The sequence below is a fragment of the Albimonas sp. genome, from assembly GCF_055129145.1.
In genome coordinates this window covers 22,609-39,479 of sequence record NZ_JBSRTQ010000070.1, presented here as the reverse complement: position 1 = coordinate 39,479, position 16,871 = coordinate 22,609, and the positions used below count along the sequence as shown (strand labels likewise).

Annotated in this window: 16 protein-coding genes; 9 read left to right on the top strand and 7 right to left on the bottom strand. The window is 69.9% G+C overall.

Annotated elements, in window-relative coordinates; translation table 11 throughout:
• Positions 1–106 precede the first annotated feature (106 nt).
• The gene (locus tag ACTB72_RS12435; protein WP_463037312.1) at positions 107–1,606 is read right to left on the bottom strand and encodes a flavin-containing monooxygenase; all 1,500 of its coding nucleotides are present in this window, start codon (positions 1,604–1,606) and stop codon (positions 107–109) included.
• A 179-nt stretch (positions 1,607–1,785) separates the two neighbouring features.
• Between ACTB72_RS12435 and ACTB72_RS12430 the strand changes: the two genes are divergently transcribed.
• Both ACTB72_RS12430 and ACTB72_RS12425 read left to right on the top strand, forming a co-directional pair.
• Entirely contained in the window at positions 1,786–3,057 is a 1,272-nt protein-coding gene (locus tag ACTB72_RS12430) for a hydantoinase/carbamoylase family amidase (protein WP_463037311.1), read from the top strand.
• Between the two features lie 152 nt (positions 3,058–3,209).
• Positions 3,210–4,214, top strand: a complete 1,005-nt coding sequence (locus ACTB72_RS12425) for a hypothetical protein (RefSeq protein WP_463037310.1) — start codon at positions 3,210–3,212, stop codon at positions 4,212–4,214.
• A 6-nt stretch (positions 4,215–4,220) separates the two neighbouring features.
• On the opposite strand, the gene ACTB72_RS12420 is transcribed toward ACTB72_RS12425, so the two are convergent.
• Complete coding sequence (locus ACTB72_RS12420; RefSeq protein WP_463037309.1) at positions 4,221–4,628, bottom strand: RidA family protein; 408 nt, start codon at positions 4,626–4,628, stop codon at positions 4,221–4,223.
• Positions 4,629–4,700: 72 nt separating this feature from the next.
• Here ACTB72_RS12420 and ACTB72_RS12415 point away from each other — a divergent pair, with 72 nt between their 5' ends.
• Positions 4,701–5,267, top strand: a complete 567-nt coding sequence (locus tag ACTB72_RS12415; RefSeq protein WP_463037308.1) for a TetR/AcrR family transcriptional regulator — start codon at positions 4,701–4,703, stop codon at positions 5,265–5,267.
• A 10-nt stretch (positions 5,268–5,277) separates the two neighbouring features.
• Here ACTB72_RS12415 and ACTB72_RS12410 read toward each other — a convergent pair whose 3' ends face one another.
• The 4 genes from ACTB72_RS12410 to ACTB72_RS12395 all read right to left on the bottom strand — a co-directional run bounded on the left by ACTB72_RS12410 (position 5,278) and on the right by ACTB72_RS12395 (position 8,835).
• Complete coding sequence (locus ACTB72_RS12410) at positions 5,278–6,066, bottom strand: amino acid ABC transporter ATP-binding protein (protein WP_463037307.1); 789 nt, start codon at positions 6,064–6,066, stop codon at positions 5,278–5,280.
• Complete coding sequence (locus tag ACTB72_RS12405; protein WP_463037306.1) at positions 6,063–6,962, bottom strand: amino acid ABC transporter permease; 900 nt, start codon at positions 6,960–6,962, stop codon at positions 6,063–6,065. Before ACTB72_RS12405 ends, ACTB72_RS12410 begins: the two co-directional genes overlap by 4 nt.
• A complete protein-coding gene (locus tag ACTB72_RS12400; protein WP_463037305.1) occupies positions 6,959–7,819 on the bottom strand; it encodes an ABC transporter substrate-binding protein in 861 nt (286 codons plus the stop codon). The genes ACTB72_RS12405 and ACTB72_RS12400 overlap by 4 nt, the downstream gene beginning before the upstream one ends.
• A 95-nt stretch (positions 7,820–7,914) precedes the next feature.
• Positions 7,915–8,835, bottom strand: a complete 921-nt coding sequence (locus tag ACTB72_RS12395) for a polysaccharide deacetylase family protein (protein ID WP_463037304.1) — start codon at positions 8,833–8,835, stop codon at positions 7,915–7,917.
• A 226-nt stretch (positions 8,836–9,061) separates the two neighbouring features.
• On the opposite strand from ACTB72_RS12395, the gene ACTB72_RS12390 reads away from it, so the two are divergent.
• The 5 genes from ACTB72_RS12390 to ACTB72_RS12370 all read left to right on the top strand — a co-directional run bounded on the left by ACTB72_RS12390 (position 9,062) and on the right by ACTB72_RS12370 (position 13,979).
• Positions 9,062–9,721 (top strand): TetR/AcrR family transcriptional regulator, encoded by a 660-nt coding sequence (locus ACTB72_RS12390; RefSeq protein WP_463037303.1) that lies wholly within the window; start codon positions 9,062–9,064, stop codon positions 9,719–9,721.
• Positions 9,722–9,899: 178 nt separating this feature from the next.
• Positions 9,900–10,904 (top strand): dimethylarginine dimethylaminohydrolase family protein, encoded by a 1,005-nt coding sequence (locus ACTB72_RS12385; RefSeq protein WP_463037302.1) that lies wholly within the window; start codon positions 9,900–9,902, stop codon positions 10,902–10,904.
• 2 nt (positions 10,905–10,906) lie between these two features.
• The gene (locus tag ACTB72_RS12380) at positions 10,907–12,499 is read left to right on the top strand and encodes a zinc-binding metallopeptidase family protein (RefSeq protein ID WP_463037301.1); all 1,593 of its coding nucleotides are present in this window, start codon (positions 10,907–10,909) and stop codon (positions 12,497–12,499) included.
• A 14-nt stretch (positions 12,500–12,513) separates the two neighbouring features.
• Complete coding sequence (locus ACTB72_RS12375) at positions 12,514–13,209, top strand: nitroreductase (protein WP_463037300.1); 696 nt, start codon at positions 12,514–12,516, stop codon at positions 13,207–13,209.
• Positions 13,206–13,979, top strand: coding sequence for a class II aldolase/adducin family protein (locus tag ACTB72_RS12370; protein WP_463037299.1), 774 nt, complete (start codon positions 13,206–13,208; stop codon positions 13,977–13,979). The genes ACTB72_RS12375 and ACTB72_RS12370 overlap by 4 nt, the downstream gene beginning before the upstream one ends.
• A gap of 50 nt (positions 13,980–14,029) precedes the next feature.
• Here the strand turns inward: ACTB72_RS12370 and ACTB72_RS12365 are convergent, their stop codons facing one another.
• Entirely contained in the window at positions 14,030–14,860 is an 831-nt protein-coding gene (locus ACTB72_RS12365; RefSeq protein WP_463037298.1) for a VPLPA-CTERM sorting domain-containing protein, read from the bottom strand.
• A gap of 133 nt (positions 14,861–14,993) precedes the next feature.
• Between ACTB72_RS12365 and ACTB72_RS12360 the strand changes: the two genes are divergently transcribed.
• Complete coding sequence (locus ACTB72_RS12360) at positions 14,994–16,673, top strand: thiamine pyrophosphate-dependent enzyme (RefSeq protein ID WP_463037297.1); 1,680 nt, start codon at positions 14,994–14,996, stop codon at positions 16,671–16,673.
• Positions 16,674–16,871: the final 198 nt, after the last annotated feature.

The window sequence follows — 16,871 nt, the reverse complement described above, 5'->3', positions numbered from 1 at the left end:
ACCGCGCGGCGTCTCCGCCGGGCGCTTCGCCGGACCGCACCGCGGGCGGGGCCTCGCCGCCCAGCGCTCCGGCGGTCGCGGCGCCCCCCGCAGGGGGGGCTCCGGCTCAGGCGTAGATCAGGGTGCCGTCGTCGAGGTCGGCCGAGGGGATCTCGGTCTTGTCGATCTGGTAGTCCTGGGTCATCACCCAGGGCAGCTTGTCGCCTTGGCGCGGCATGATGCCGATGCCGCGCATGATGTAGCCGGCGTTGAAATTCTCGTCGGTGATGAAGGGCTTGGGCTCCATCTGCCGGTCCTCGTCGCGCAGCATCGGCGTGACCGCCTTGGCGCCGCCCGCGTCCATCCGCGCCAGCAGCCGGCACACGAACCCCGACACCAGATCCGCCCGCATGGTCCAGGACGTGCGCAGATATCCGAACGTCCAGGCGAGGTTGGGCACGCCCGAGAACATGATCCCGCGATGGGTCCAGCTTTGCGCCAGGTCCAGATCCGCCCCGTCCACCTTCATCGCGATGTCGCCCATGGCGCAGAGGTCGAAGCCGGTGGCGGTGACGATGATGTCGGCTTCCAGCAGGTCGCCGGACTCAAGCCGGATCCCGCCCGGCTCGAACGTCCTGATGCGGTCGGTGACCACCGAGGCCTCGCCGCGCTTCATCGCCTTGAACATGTCGCCGTCCGGCACCACCGCCAGCCGCTGCCGCCAGGGGCGGTAGTCCGGCTTGAAATGGGTCTCGACGTCGAAATCGTCGCCCAGATGCGCGCGGACCCCGGCCAGCAGATCGTTCCCCAGCGCCTCGGGCTCCGCGAAGCTGCGGGCGATGGTGGTGGCGCCGTCCTTGAGGATCTTCTTGCGCATGATCTCGTGATATTGCTCATGCGGCAGGTCGAGACCCTTCAGGATCTCGGCGAATTCGTCCTTGGTGGGCCGCGGGTAGAACCAGGTCGGGGAGCGCTGCAGCATGGTCACATGCGCGCATTTTCCCGCCACCGCCGGCACCAGCGTCGCCGCCGTGGCGCCGGAGCCGATGACCACGATCCGCTTGCCGGCGACGTCCAGATCCTCGGGCCAGGTCTGGGGGTGAACGATCCGACCTTCGAAGGTCTCGGCGCCGGGAAAGTCCGGCGTGTAGCCCTGCTGATGGCGATAGTAGCCCTGGCACATCCACAGGAAATTGCAGGTCATGGTCAGGAGGGCGTCATCCTCCTGCCGGCGCACGCTCAGCGTCCAGCGCGCCTCGGCCGAGTCCCATTCCGCCGCCTCCACCGCGTGCCCGTAGCGGATGCGGGGGCCGAGGCCCTGTTCGGCGATGGCCTCGTCCAGATAGGCGAGGATCTCTTCCGCCGTGGCGATGGTCGGCCCGGTCCAGGGCTTCCAGCGAAAGCCGAAGGTGTGCAGATCGCTGTCGGACCGGATGCCGGGATAGCGATGGGTGCGCCAGGTGCCGCCGAAGGCGGACTGCCGCTCCAGCATGGCGAAGCTGCGCTCGGGGTGCTCGGCCAGCAGGTGATGGGCGGCGTCGATGCCGGAGATCCCGGCGCCCACGATCAGCACGTCGAAATGCGCGGTGGCCTGGGTCGCGTCGATCTTTTCGAGCGGGAAATTCATGCGGGTCCTCCCTGGCGACTCAGCCTCTGCGGGCGGTCGCGATCTTGTTCTGCGCGCAGCATACCGCAGAGAATGTCGCTTGGGGAGACGCGAGGGCGCCCGCCCGGTCGGCATGAAACCCGCATGGTTGGGCGATGCGCCGGATCGGCCGGCGCGCGCCTGACGCCTGGAGTTCCCCGATGCCCGACCCCGCGATCCCCGAGCTGCCCCTTGTCGACCTGCCCGAGATCGACGCCGCCCGGCTGTGGGACCGGCATATGGAAATGGCGGGGATCGGCGCGCGGCCGGGCGGCGGGGTGCATCGGCTGGCGCTGGATGCCGACGACATCGCGGCGCATCGCAGGCTCGCGGACTGGGGGCTGGCGCGGGGCTTCTCGGTGCTGCTCGATCCCGTCGGCAACATGTTCATCCGGCGCGAGGGGACGGACCCCGCCGCGGCCCCCGTCGTCTCCGGCTCGCATTGCGACAGTCAGCCGACGGGCGGGCGTTTCGACGGCATCTTCGGCGTGCTCGCGGCGCTGGAGGCGATGGAGACCGCCGAGGATCGCGGCCTCGCCACCCGCCGCCCGCTGGAATGCGTGATCTGGTGCAATGAGGAGGGCGCGCGATTCCGCCCCGGCTGCATGGGTTCGGAGGTCTATGCGGGCGGGCTCGGTCTGAACGAAGCGCTTTCCAAAGTCGGCGACGACGGCGGGATCCTCGGCGATGGGGTGGCCGACCTGCGCCGCGCGATCCCGGAGGCGCAGCCCCGCGCGCTGGGCATGCCCTTCGCGGCCCTGCTGGAGGCGCATATCGAGCAGGGGCCGCTGCTGGAGGCGGGGGGCGAGGTGATCGGGGTGGTCGACCGGGTGCAGGGGCATCGGCGGCTCGCGATTTCGGTGATCGGTCGGGAGGATCATTCCGGCGGCGCGCCCCTTTCCTTGCGCAAGGACGCCTTCGTGGATGCGATCGAGGTTTGCCGGGGTCTGGCGGAGGCCTGTCGCGACCCGTCGGACGTGCTGCGCTTCACCTTCGGGCGGTTCACGGTGACGCCCAACGCGGTCTCGGTGGTGCCGGGGCGGGTGGACATGGTTCTGGACCTGAGGCACCCGTCTCAGGACGAGCTGACCCGGCTGGGGGACCTGGTGATCGCCGAGGCGCAAGGGTTTTCGCGGCTCTGCGAGGTCGTGGTCGAGGACGCCAGCTGGCACGCGCCGGTGACGTTCTCCCCCTCCGTCCAGGCGGCCTATGCGCGGGCGGCGGACCGGCGGGGCCTGGCGCGGCGGACCATCGCCTCGGGCGGCGGGCATGATGCGCGCTGGTTCCCGGACCGCTGGCCGACGGGGATGCTGTTCATCCCCTGCGAGGCCGGGATCAGCCACAACCCGGCCGAGAATGTCGACCCCGCCCATGCCGCCGCCGGCGCGCAGGTGATGGCCGACGTGATGTTTGAAATGGCGCAGGCGGAATGACCGCGCGGCGGGCGCCTTGCGGGGCCGGGCGCCTGCGGAACGGGCAAATCTGGGCCGGGCTCCATATTTGGAGTCGACGCTATTGACAGCAGGCGGCGCGCGCGATGCTCTGGCCCTCGCGCCCCCCGAAGACGCCGAACCCAGGAGCCCCCGTGACCACCCTCACCCAAGGTCAGCACGACCGGGCGGTGCGCTTCATCGCCGCCAACCGCTTCCCCTTCCCCGATCAGCCGCATCCCAGCTGGCCGCTGCACTACCGCACCTATGTCAACACCCCGACCCATCCCCGCCGGGCGATAGACGGGCCGGAGGGGCCGCATTACCCCGACATCGTGATCGTCGACGGCGACGGGCGGACCCGCGAGATCGGCGAGATCGAGATGGATTTCGGGCCGGAGACCGTCGCCCGCTGGCGCGCCGCCTCCGACGCCGCCGACGACGCGACGGAGACCGGCTGTCGGCACCTGCTGATCTACGTGCCCGCGGGGCGCGAGGACGAGGCGCTCGCGCTGCTGGAGGGGAACGCCGTCTCCTACCACGCCCTGCGCGGGGTGCGGGTGGAGGCGGACGGCACGGTCCATGTCCTCCCCCACCGCACCATCGGCAACGGCAAGGATCACCGCCCCGACAGCCCGCCGCCGGCCGGGGACGATCCGGTGGTCGAGGTGATCGACGACGCCGCCCATGACGCGGTGCAACGCTTCGTGCTGGCCGAGCGGTTCCCGTTTCCCGGCGAGGATCAGACCCATTGGGGCCTCGACCTGCACGCCCTGACCAACACGCGCCTGCACCGGCGCAAATCGGTCCCGTTCGAGGGCGGCGAGATCTGGCCCGACATCGTGGTCGTCGACGCCGAGGGGCGGACCTGCAAGCTCGCCGAAGTCGAGCTGCCGGACCAGATCGCGGCGGCGAGCGTCCCGCGCTGGAAGGCGCTGTCGCAGGCCGCGGCCTTCAAGGGCCATTACACCGATCCCGAGAACGGCCGCCCCGCAAAGCATTTTCTGCTTTATGTGCCGCTGGGGATGGAGGCGAAGACCCGCGCGCTGCTGGTTTCGGGCGGGGTGTCGTGCGCCGGCATCCGGGGCTATCGGGTGACGCGCTCGGGCCGGGTGAGCCTGCCCGAGATCGTGCCGCCGGTGGTGCCGCTGGAGGATTGAGGCGCGTCAATCGGGCAGGCGCACGGTCAGCTCCAGCTCGACCTTCAACTCAGGGGAGGCGAGCGAGGCGACGCCGACGCCGGTGATGCAGGGCTGGGCGCCGTCGAGGAATTCCAGGATCGGCGGGAACACCTCCTCCAGCGTCTCGGGCGTCAGGCCGACCATGAAGCAGCGCAGGATCGCCACATCCTCGGGCGTGGCCCCCAGCGCGTCGAGCGCGGCGCGGGCGTTGGCCGCCGCGATGCGGGTCTGATCGGCCAGCCCCTCGGGCGGCGCCGCGCCGTCGGGGCGCCAGGCGACCTGACCGGAGACATAGGCCATGCGCCCCGGGGTCACGATGGAGATCTGCGAATAGCCCATGGCGGCCGAATTCGGCATCGTCTCGGGGTTCAAGCGGGTGATGGAACCTGTCATGAAACTCTCATGTCTGTTGAGTGAGGCGCTGCGTGTGTCGCGTTATGCACTTCATATGTAGAGATTTGGGCGATGGCAAGAACCGACCGCAAGACCGTGATCCTCGACGAGGCCATCGCGCTGATCGGCGCGAAGGGGCTGGAGGGTCTGACCCATCGGGCGGTCGACCAGGCGGCGGGGCTGCCGCAGGGGTCTACCACCTACTATTTCCCCAAGAAGACCGCGCTGATCCTGGCGGCGGCGGAGCGGCTGGCCGAGCATCTGGGCGAGGATTGCGACGACCTCCAGCGCGGCTTCGCCGAGCGGGTGGCGGGCGAGGGCATGGACGCGGCGCTGGCCTATGTGGGGGCCGAGCTGGTGGACTACGCCGCCGGCTCCCGCCCGCTGTTCCTGGCTCGGATCGAGCTGACCCTGGCCTCGGCGCGGCGCGAGGATCTGGCGGGCTTGGGCGATCTGCTGACCGCGGCGGCGCGCCGTCCGATCGAGTTCTTCCTCAAGCTGATCTCGGAGGGGCGCGAGGATGCCCCGGTGGAGACCTGCGCCGGGCTGATCGACGGCATCACGCTGATGCACGCCACCGGGCAGGGGCCGAAGCCCTCCGCGGCGCAGGTGGAGGCTGTGTGTCGGGCGGTGATGTGAGGGGCCGGGCTTAGCTCCGCTCCGTCACCGACCTCAGAAAATCGCGGGTCCGGGGCTCCTGGGGGTGGTCCATGATGGCGTGGGCGGCGCCGGTCTCGACCACCGTGCCGCGGTCCATGAACACCACCCGGTCGGCGACCTCGCGCGCGAAGGCGAGCTCATGGGTGACCACGATCATCGTCATCCCCTCCGCGGCCAGGTTGCGCATCACGGTCAGCACCTCGCCGACCAGTTCGGGGTCGAGGGCGGAGGTCGGTTCGTCGAACAGCATCACCTTGGGGTTCATCGCCAGCGCCCGCGCGATGGCGGTGCGCTGCTGCTGGCCGCCCGAAAGATCCTTGGGGTAGGAGGCCGCCTTGTCGGCGAGCCCCACCCGCTCAAGCAGCGCCATGGCCCGGGCGGTGGCGGCGGGCCGAGGCTCGCCCAGCACGCGGATCGGGCCTTCGGTGACGTTCTGCAGCGCGGTCATGTGCGGAAACAGGTTGAAACGCTGGAAGACCATGCCGGTCTTGCGGCGCTGGCGGGCGATCCCGGCGTCGGGCAGGGGATGGAGGCGGTCGCCGTCGAGGCGGAAGCCGACCAGTTCCCCGTCGAGCCAGAGCGATCCGTTGTCGATCCGCTCCAGCTGGTTGATGCAGCGCAGGAAGGTGGTTTTGCCGGAGCCGGAAGGGCCGATGATGCACACCACCTCGCCCTCGGCCACGTCGATGGAGACGTCGCGCAGCGCGCGGAAATCGCCGAAAAGCTTGCCGACCTTGCGGCCCGAGACGATGGGGGCGGAATGGGCGGGAACGTTCATTCGGTCCGCACCCCCGAGGCGAAGCCGCGGCCGAAGCGGCGTTCCAGCGCGCTCTGCCCGATGGAAAGGAGGGTGACCACCAGCAGATACCAGGCGGCGGCGACCATCAGCAGCTCGATGACGCGGGCATTCAGATAATAGACGTCCTGGACCGAGCGGAGCAGGTCCGAAAACCCGATGATCGAGGCGAGCGAAGTCATTTTCACCAGCCCGATGAACTCGTTGCCCAAGGGCGGGATCACTACCCGCATCGCCTGGGGCAGGATGATGCGGCGCAGCGAGGTCCAGTAGCCCATGCCGACGGCCTGGGCGGCCTCGAACTGGCCGCGGTCGACCGAAAGCAGCCCCGCGCGCACCACTTCGGAGGTGTAGGCCCCCTGGTTCAGCCCCAGCCCCAGCAGCGTGGCGACGATGGGGGTGATGAGATCCACGGTGCGGGCCGAGCCGATGCCGGGGATGCCCATATAGGGGAAGACCAGCGCCAGGTTGAACCAGATCAGCAATTGCAGGACCACCGGCGTGCCGCGGAAGAACCACTGATAGCCGATGGCGACCCAGCGCAGCACCGGATTGGGCGAGCCGCGCATCACCGCGCAGACCACGCCGATGACGATGCCCATGATCATGCAGGCCACCGACATCCAGATCGTGCCCCAGACCCCCATCAGGACCGTGGGCCAGAACATGTAGTCGCCAGTGATGTCCCAGGCGATGGTCCCTTCCGCGAAGGCCTTCGCCAGCCAGGCGAGGATCGCCACGATGATCGCGACGGCGCAGAGGCGGCCCCAGCGACGGGGCCGCACCTGGATCATTTTCGAGATGTCGATCTCCGGCACGGCCTCGCGCCGCGCCGGGATCGGGGCGGGGGACGCGGCCGCGCCGGAGGTCGGGTTCAAGGCTGCGGACCCATGTTGACGGTCGCGTCGGTATAGGCCGACAGTCCCAGCTTCCACTTGTCGATCAGCTCGTCATAGGTCCCGTCCTCGATCACCGCCTTGAGGGCGGCCAGGAAGGCGTCGCGCAGCTCGGTGTCGGCCTTGTTGAAGGCGATGCCCATCAGGGCGGAGGAAATCGGCGCGCCGAGCGGGCGGAACTCGCCCGGATAGGCGTCGATGATCGCGGGCACCGCCTCCAGCCCCTGCACGGCGGCCACCGCACGGCCGGTGCGCAGGTTGGTCAGCTGCTGGGCGCGGTCGGTGTCGACGATGACCTCCACCGGCTCCTTGCCGTTGGCGACGCAATTGGCCTCCGACCATTTCTCCACCGTCTTGGGGTAGGAGGTCCCGCGCGAGGTGGTGATGGTCTTGCCGCAGAGGTCGGTGTTCTCGACCAGGTCGGTCTCGGCGGTCGGCGCGTAAAACTGAGCGCCGGCCTTGAGGTAATCGATGAAGTCGAAGATCTCGCGCCGGGCGGGGGTGTCGTAGAAGCCCGACATGATGAAGTCGACGCGGTGCGACTGCAGGGCCGGGGTCATCTGCTCGAAGGCGCCGTTGAGGTATTCGACCTTCACGCCCATCTTCTCGGCCATGGCGGCGGCGAGATCGATGTCGAAGCCGATGAATTCGTTGGTCTTCGGGTCGACCATCTCCAGCGGCGGGTAGCCGGCGTTGAGGCCGGACTTGATGACCCCCGCATCCTTGTAAGCGGCGGGCAGGTCCTGGGCCGAGGCGAAGGGGGCCGTGGCCGCCCAGCCTGCGGCGATGGCCGCGGCGATCACCGCCCCCCGCGCCGCTTTGGTTCCGATTGTGCGCATGATCCGTTCCTCTGTCCTGTTGCGGGCCGCCCTCTCAGGGCCGGTCCCGGTGAATTCCGGTCGAGGTCTTCTCGGCGCGCGCGCCCGGCGCCGCCTCAGCGGCTGGGGCGCACGATCTGTTCGGCGGGCTCGGGCCACATCGGCAGCCGCTCGACCATCGGGGTCCACGCGCCGCGCGCGATCAGGCCGTCGATATGGGCGGAGATCTCGGCGCAGGTGGCGAACCAGACGTCGCCCTTGGCCATCATGTGCTCGATCAGTTCGACCTGCGCCTCGGCGCGCGCCAAGCGGCCCGAGACGAACGGGTGCCAGACCGCGGTCCAGAGGCCCCCATGGCGCCAGGCGGCGTCGAAGTCGGCGCGGAACACGTCCATGGCGCGGGAAGGCGACTGCACCGGCATCCGCCAATCCGCCGCCGCGAGATTCACATACTGGGTCCAGTCGTCCAGCGAGTTGTCATGGGGCAGGCAGACCACGGTCTTCCCGTCCGCCCGCTCCAGCAGATAGGGGATGTCATGGCCGCCGAGCGACGCGTCGTAGCGCAGGCCGTGGTCGATCATCAGGTCGAGCGTATGCTCGGAAAACGCGCCCGACGGGCAGCGATAGCCTACGGGCGGGGCGCCGGTGGCTTTCTCGATCGCGCGGATGCCGGCGATCATCACCTTCTCCTCGTCCTCGCGGGAGAACTGGTTGACGCGTTCGTGCAGCCAGCCGTGATGGCCGATCTCGTGGCCGCCTTCGATCAGGATCGCCATCGCCTCGGGATATTGCTCGATGCACCAGCCGGGGACGAAGACGGTCTGGCGGATGCCGAAGTGCTTCCAGATCTTCGCGATGCGCGGGATGGCGACCTTCGCGCCGTAGCGCAGCGTCGCGGCCGTGCCCATGCGCCGGGTCACGTCGGCGGAGGGGTAGTAGAGGTGCAGCAGGCTTTCCGCGTCGAAGTCGTAGGCGAAGCAGACCGCGCAGCGCGCGCCGTTGGGCCAGGGCGGCGGATTGTCGATGAGGCTCAGCAAGACCGGCGCCCCGCTTGCATGGTCGCGAAGGCGACGCGGCGGCGAAGGGCGGGAAGGGTCATCGGGAGCCTCCTTTCATGCCGCAGCAGATCATGCTGCGCTGCGATAATGTCTGGACCTGCGTTGCGTGTTGTCAACTCCAAACTTATAGCGGCATACAATTACCCTGCGGGCGACGGGTCTGCTAAGGATCGGCCGGGATCAGCTGCACGCAGGAGGCGAATCGGTGGCGGGGGGAGGCCTGAGGGAAAAACACAAGCGGCGCCGGCTGAAGCAGGTGCTGGACGCCGCGGACAGGCTGTTCACCAAGCACGGCTATGAGGCGACGCGGATCGAGACCATCGCCGACAGCGCTTCGGTGGCGCCGGCGACGGTCTACAATTACTTCTCCACCAAGCCGAACCTGCTGATGGAGCTGGCGCTGCGCCATGTGAAGGCGGCGCTGCCGGAGCGGCGGGCTTACCTGCGCGATCCGCCCGAGGACATTTTCGCCGGCGTGCTGGGGTTCGAGCGGCTGCTGGCCGAGCAGGCGATGCGGCACCTCTCGCGCGAAAGCTGGCGGGTGATCCTGTCGGCGCAGTATGTCGAGCCGGGCGGCAAGGCGAGCCGCACCGGCGCGCGGCTCAACAATCTGATCAAGCGGCATTACATCCGCATGCTGCGCCTCTATCAGCAGCGCGGCGTGCTGCGCGAGGACGTCGACCTCATGGCGCTGTCCAACCTGATCGTGGGCATCACCACCTGGGATTTCTCGCGCTTCGTGGCGGCGGAGACCGGGGGGATCGAGGATCTGCTCGACGCCGGCGTGCCCCATATCAAGCTGATCCTGCACGGGTTGCTGAGCGACGACGCGGCCGCGGCGGCGCAGGCGGCGGCCGGGCACTGAGGGTCCGGGCCTGTGGGTCCGCATCGCGGGCGGGGCAGGGGTCCGGCTCAAACTTGGAGCCAACTCCAAATTTCATGTTGCGGCGCGGCGCCGCCCCGCGCTAGGTTTTGCGCGGCCCGCCCCGCTTCGACATCTCCGTCGTCGCATCCCGGCGTTCCCCACAGCGAAGGAGCCCGCCTTGAACGCGATCACGGAGAACGAGTGGCGCTACAACCAGCTCATCAAGCGCTTCCCGTCCGAGCCTGAGCCCGCCTTCGAAGCGCCTGACCAGCTGGAGCGCTGGTGGGGCCGCAACTGGGGCTGCCGCAACGATGTGGGCCGGCTCCGCGTGGTCCTGATGCACCGGCCGGGGCAGGAGCTGGCGCAGGTCGACCCCGCGATGCGTCTGGACAACAACGCCTTCGGCGACGAGCAGACCGGCTGGTACTGGCGCGGCGACACGCCCCCCGACCTGCCCGGAATGCAGGCGCAGCACGACGCCTATGTGGCGCTGCTGCGCGCCGAGGGCGTCGAGGTGGTGATGGTCGACCGCGCCGCGACGGGCCGGATGAAGACCTGCTACACCCGCGATTCCGTCATCGGCATCGGCGGCGGCGCCATCGTCACGCGCCTCGGGCCGAAGATCCGGCGCGGGGAGGAACTGCCCGTCACCCGCACGCTCGCCGGCATCGGCTGCCCGATCCTGCGCACCGTCTCGGGGACGGGCGTGATGGAGGGCGGCTCGTTCTGCTGGCTCAACCCCACCACTGCCGCGGTGGGGATTTCCTCGCGGGTCAACGACGAGGGCGCGCGGCAGGTTGAGGAAGTGCTCCGCTCCCAGGGGGTGGAGCTGATCCGCGTCGGGCTCACCGGCTACCGGCTGCATATCGACGGGGTGATGGTGATGCTCGCGCCGGATCTGGCGCTCTGCAACTCCGCGCTGCTGCCCTGGTGGTTCATCCAGCAGCTCGGCGAGATGGGGATCAAGCTGATCGAGGTCTGCCCGGAGGATGACAGCTCGATCATCAACAGCCTCGCCATCGGGCCGGGGCGGGTGATCATGCCCGACGGGGTGTCGGCGCGGACCGAGCGCGAGCTGACCCGGGCCGGGGTCGAGATCCTGCATCTGCCCTATGACAAGGTGATCTCGGGCGGCGGCGGCCTGCACTGCTCGACCTCGCCGCTGATCCGCGACGAGGTGTGACCATGGCCGAGACCGAAGACTGGACCGACGCGCAGGCCGAGGCATTGGCCTGGCTGGAGGCGAACCACGCCGCCCTCTCGAAGGATCACATGACCATCTGGGACATGCACGAGCCGTCCTGGCGGGAATACCGCTCGTCGGCCTGGTACATGGACCGGCTGGAGGCGGAGGGGTTCGAGGTGGAGCGCGGCACGGCCGGCATGCCGACCGCATTCCGCGCCACCTGGTCGAACGGCCCCGGGCCGCGCATCGCCGGCTACGCCGAATACGATGCGGTGCCGGGGCAGAGCCAGGAGGCGGTGCCCTACAAAAAGCCGCGCGAGGGGGTTTCAAAGCACGCCGCGGGCCATACCGACCCGCATTCGGCGCTGGGCATCGGGTCCTTCGCGGGCTTCCTCGCCGCCAAACGGGCGATGGAAGCCAAGGGCGTGACCGGCACGTTGGTGTTCTTCGGCGAGCCCGCGGAAAAGATGTGCGGCTCGAAACCCGTCCACGCGGCGCATGGCTTCTATGACGGGCTGGACGCGGCGATCAGCTTTCACCCGCATTCCTTCCCGGCGCTGACCAACGGCTGCTTCTGGGAGACGACGTCCGCCCCCCTCTGGTCGCGCATCTACACCTTCACCTGCGAGCATTCGGAAACCTGGCAGTCCGAGCTCAACGCCGGCGGGGTCACCCATGGCCATGCCGCGGCGCGGGCGCCGGGCGCGCTCGACGCCGTGTGCATGATGTACATGAATTCCAAGATGATGAAGGAGACGATGCTGCCCCATACCGGGTCGTGGTCGATGAACGAGTTCATCCCCATCGCCGGTCAGGCGACGGCCGACAACGTCGCGCCGGCCATCGGCCAGATCCAGTATACCTTGCGCGCCCCCAATATCGGCATGTGCGCGGCGGCGTTCTCGGTGCTCGACCGCAACGCCGAGCAGATCGCCGGCATGACCCATTGCAAGGTCGAGGCGGCGTGGATCACGCGGACCCGCGCCGGCCTGCCCAACAAGGCGATGGCCGAGATCACCTTCAAGAATTTCGAAAAACTCGGCGCGCCGCAATGGGGGGAGGAGGCGAAGGCTTTCGCCCGTGCGATGCAAAAATCGCTGGATCTGGAGCCGATGGACGAGCCCTTCGTCGATGGATTGCAAAGCCTCACGCCGCCCTGGGAGGCCGAGAAGAGTTTTCGCGAGCAGCTGCCGTCCTGGCAGCTCAACTACGCGGCCGACGATTACGTGGACTATACGTGGCACGCGCCGACCGTGCGGCTTTATGTCGGGAAACCCACGCTGCAGCCGCCGGCGGCGAACTACCGCTATCCGGACTGGGTGCGCCACGCGATGGGCGGGGTCCCGGCCTGCATCGACCCGATGTGGTCGAAGGCCGCCCAGGTGATCGCGACCACGGTGCTCGACCTGCTGACCGACGAAGACGCGCTGGCCCGCGCGCGGGCGGAATTCGAGGAACGGACCGGCGGCGGCGTCGGCGGGACCAAATGGGTGGCCCCCTTGCTGCCGGCCGATTTCGAGGCCCCGATCGGCTATCGCTGGCCGGAATATGTCGAAACCCCGCGCGGTCGCGAATGGACCGTGCCGGGATGAAGGCGGCGGGGGCGATGAGCGTCTCCGCTGCCGTAGCGCGCCGCCGCTCGGTCCGGGCGTTCGAGGGGCGCGCCGTGGACCGCGGCGCGGTGGAGTCCGTGCTGCGCCGGGCGGCGCGGGCGCCTTCGGGCTCCAACATGCAGCCGTGGTCGGCGCGGGTGGTGACGGGGGCGCCGCTCGATACGCTGCTGGAGATGGTCGCCGGGCAACGCGCCACGCGGCCCGAGGGCGAGCCGCTCGACCCGCCCTTCCAGCCCGAAGGCGGCCCGCCGCCGGAGGGCCTCACGCGAAAAATCCGCAACGGAGAGCTGCTCTACGCGGCGCTGGGCATCGACCGGGCCGACGCCGCCGCGCGGGCCGCGTGGAACGAGGAGAACTTCCGGTTCTTCGGCGCGCCGCTCGGCGTGTTCCTGCTGGTCGACCGCCGCGCCAACCCGTGGCAATGGCTCGATCTGGGCATCTACCTTCAGACCGTCCTGCTGCTGCTGGAGGAGGCGGGCCTCGCCGCCTGCCCGCAAGCCGACTGGGCGATGCATGGCGAGGCGGTGGCCCGGCATCTGGGCGCGCCGGCCATGCAACGGCTGGTCTGCGGCATCGCGGTGGGGCATCCTGACCCATCGGCGCCTGAAAACCGCTACCGAACCGAGCGGGACGACCCGCTCTCCGGCGACCCTGGCGCCGGCCCCCCTCTTGCCGGAGACCTCGCATGAACGCCCCCTTCGCCATGCCGGCCAAACCCGCCCCCGACCATGTCGACACCGAACAGGAGCTGCGCGAGGACCTCGCCGCCGCCTACCGCCTGATCGCGCATTTCGGCATGGCGGATCTGGTCTACACCCATCTCTCGGTCCGCGTGCCGGGCGAGGGGCACCGCTTTCTGGTCAATCCCTACGGTCTGCTCTTCGACGAGATCACCGCGTCGTCGCTGGTGCTGGTCGACGCCGAGGGCGAGCCCGCGCAGGAAACCTCCTGGCCGGTGAACCCCGCCGGCTTCGTGATCCATTCCGCCGTGCACCGCGAGCGGGAGGACGCGGCCTGCGTGATGCACACCCATACCCAGGCGGGCATGGCGGTGGCGGCGCAGGACGGCGGGATCCTGCCGCTCAACCAGATCTCCATCCAGTTCCACGGCCGGGTCGGCGTGCATGACTACGAGGGGATCGCGGCCGACGACAACCTGTCGGAGCGGGAGCGACTGGTGCGCGACCTGGGCGACAACATCGGGCTGATCCTGCGCAACCATGGTCTTCTGACCGTAGGCCGCACGGTGGCCGAGGCGTTCTACTACATGTATTATCTCGAGCAGTCCTGCCGCCTGCAACTGACCGCCCAGGCCGCCGGCGTCGCCCTGACCATGCCCCCCGAAGAGGTGGTGGCGCGCACGGCGAAGCAGTTCTCGGGCGGGAGCGCCAAGGGCTGGCTGCCCTGGCAGGCGCTGCGTCGCAAGCTCGACCGCGAACAGCCCGACTACCGGTCGTGATCGCTGTGGGGCAGGCGCCTTTCGGCGCCTGCCCGAAGGCGGGGGCCGCGTCAGGCCCGATGGCCGAACCGACGCACCGCCGTCAGGCCGGCGAGGCCGGCGAAGAGCAGCGGCAGACCCGCCGGAAGCGGCACGGCGGACGGCGCCGGCGCATCCTCGAACACCAGATTGTCGATCCAGGTCGCCTCGATCTGCACCGATGCGAGGACGAAGCTGATCTGGTCCACCGCCGCCGAGAATCCGGTTTCAAAGGCGTATCCGCCCGCGCCCGACGGCGCGACGCCGAGCAGCGCTTGGGTCACCTCGCCATGCAGATAGCCGAACACGTTCAGGACGTCGTAGCTGTCGGCGGAGTCCGGCCCGAAAAGGTCGAAAGCGGTGAAGGCGAAGGTTCCGCCCCCGGTTTTGAACACCACCACCGTATCCCCGGCGTTCGGGTAGGGGTCGACGCCCAGCGACATTGCGCCGGAGCCGCCGGACAAGGTGAGAATCTTGGCTTGCGCGCCCACGGTCTGGGTGAACGCGTAGCCGCTTTCCGCATAGGGGAGCGGCGAGGCGGGCGCCTCGAACGCGATGGTGAGGGCCTCCGCCGACTGGGTCGCGAGGACGAAAATTGCGGCAAGGGCCAGGCGCGCTTTCATGCGGGCGACATCCATATGAGTTTCGACAGTTTTGTGATGAGAATCGGCTATCCGTTTGATCGGAAGCCTGTTGGCCGGACATTGGGCGCGCCCGTTGGTTCCGGCAAGGGAATTGTTCCGGGTGTTCGATTCGGCGGTTTTCGGCCTCGGGGCTCGCCTCTCCGCGCCGCGTCGAAATTCGCCGCCGACCGCCACGCGCGGGCCCGCGTCGAGGGTCGGCGCGTTGACCATCGGGCGCATGGTCGCCGGGGCGGTTCGTCCTCATGACTGTCTGTGAAACATACCGCCGCCGGGCTTCGGCCCGCCCGGCTTCTCCGCGCGTCTGACCGCGCCGCCGACTCCGATCTCGTGATCCCCAGGAAAGACACCGCCGATGACCGCCGACCCCAAGACCGCTCCCGAAACGTCCGCCGAAACGCCGGCGGGGGCCAATCCGCCGACCGGAGGCGAGATCGCCGTCGAGGCGCTGATCGCCAACGGGGTGGACACCCTCTTCGCGCTGCCGGGCGTGCAGCTCGACCATCTGTTCAATGCGCTGCATGGCGCGCAGGACCGGCTCAGGATCATCCATGCCCGGCATGAGCAGGGCGTGGCCTACATGGCGCTGGGCTATGCGATGGCGACCGGCAAGGTCGGCGCCTATGCGGTGGTGCCGGGGCCGGGATTTCTCAATACCGGCGCGGCGCTCTCGACCGCCTACGCCACCCACGCGCCGGTGCTGGCGGTGATCGGCCAGATCGCCACCGGCGCCATCGGCAAGGGCGGCGGCGAACTGCATGAGCTGCCCGATCAAGGCGCGATCCTCGCGGGCCTCACCCGGTGGAGCGGGGCCGCGATGTCCCCCGACGCGGTGGCCGGCGTGATGGACGGCGCCTTCGAGGCGCTGGCCGCGGGCAAGGCCCCGGCGGGGGTGGAACTTCCGGCCGACGTGCTGAAGAACCGCGCCTCCGAGGGCATGGAGATCCGGGCGGCCGAGGCGCCCCTCCCCTCCGCCGGGGAGCCCGAGCTGATCGCCAGGGCCGCGGCCCTGCTGGCCGGGGCGAAGGCGCCGCTGATCTGGATCGGGTCGGGGGCGCTCGACAGCCGGGAGCAGCTTATGACGCTGTCGCGCCGGCTCGGCGCGCCGGTGGCCTGCCACCTGCAGGGGCGCGGCGTGATGCGCTCCGACGATCCCTGGGGCGTGGGGATGTGGGAGGGGCGCAAGCTCTGGGCCGAGGCCGACGTGATCCTGGCGGTCGGCACCCGCCTGCATTCGATGCGGCGCCGCTGGGGGGTGGAGGACCGCCGCATCATCCGCATCGACCACGACCCCGCCCAGTTCGCCCGCGGCGAGGCGCCGACGCTGGCGATCGAGGCCGAGGCCGGCGCCGCGCTGACCGCCCTCGTCCAGGCGGTGGCGGCCGAGCCCGCCCCCGACGCCGCCCGCATCGAGGCGCGCCGCGAGGCGGTCGCCGCGCTGAAGGCCGCGAAGACCGAGGCGTTCGAGGCGGCGCTCGCTCCCCAGATGGCTTACCTCCGCGCCATCCGCGCGGCGCTGCCCGAGGACGCGGCGGTGGTCTGCGACTACACCCAGATCGGCTACGCCGCGACCGGCGCGCTGCCCGTCGACCTGCCGCGACGGCTGATCACGCCCGGCTACCAGGGCACGCTGGGCTTCGGCTACGCCACCACGCTCGGCGTCAAGGTGGCGCTGCCGGACACGCCGGTCGTCGGCCTCTGCGGCGACGGGGGGTTCCTGTTCACCGGCAACGAGCTGGCGACGGCGGTGCAGTTCGGGATCAACGCGGTCGGCGTGGTCTTCGCCGACGGGGCCTATGGCAATGTGCGCCGGATGCAGGCCAACCTGCATGGCGGCAAGCTGATCTCGACGGAGCTGCGCAACCCCGATTTCGTGGCCTATGCCGAGAGCTTCGGCGCCGAGGCGCGCCGGGCCGAAGGGCCCGAGGCGCTGGAGGCGGCGCTGCGTTGGGCCATCGAGCGTCCGGGCCCGACCCTCATCGAGGTGCCGATGCCGGTGATGCCCGACCCCTGGGCGCTGCTCGAACCCGCCTGATCCGGGGAACCGGCCGGGGGGCTCAGCCCTCCGGCCAGACCCGCGAGGCCCCGTCCAGTCCCTGTCGGCGACGACGAGCGAGCCCGCATGCCGCGCCTGCGCCACGTCTCCGCCACGTCCCCTCGGGCGTGGGCGCCGGGTAGGGGGCTGGCGGGCGCGCAGAAGCCAGAGGGGCGGCGGCCATGCCGGCATGGCCGC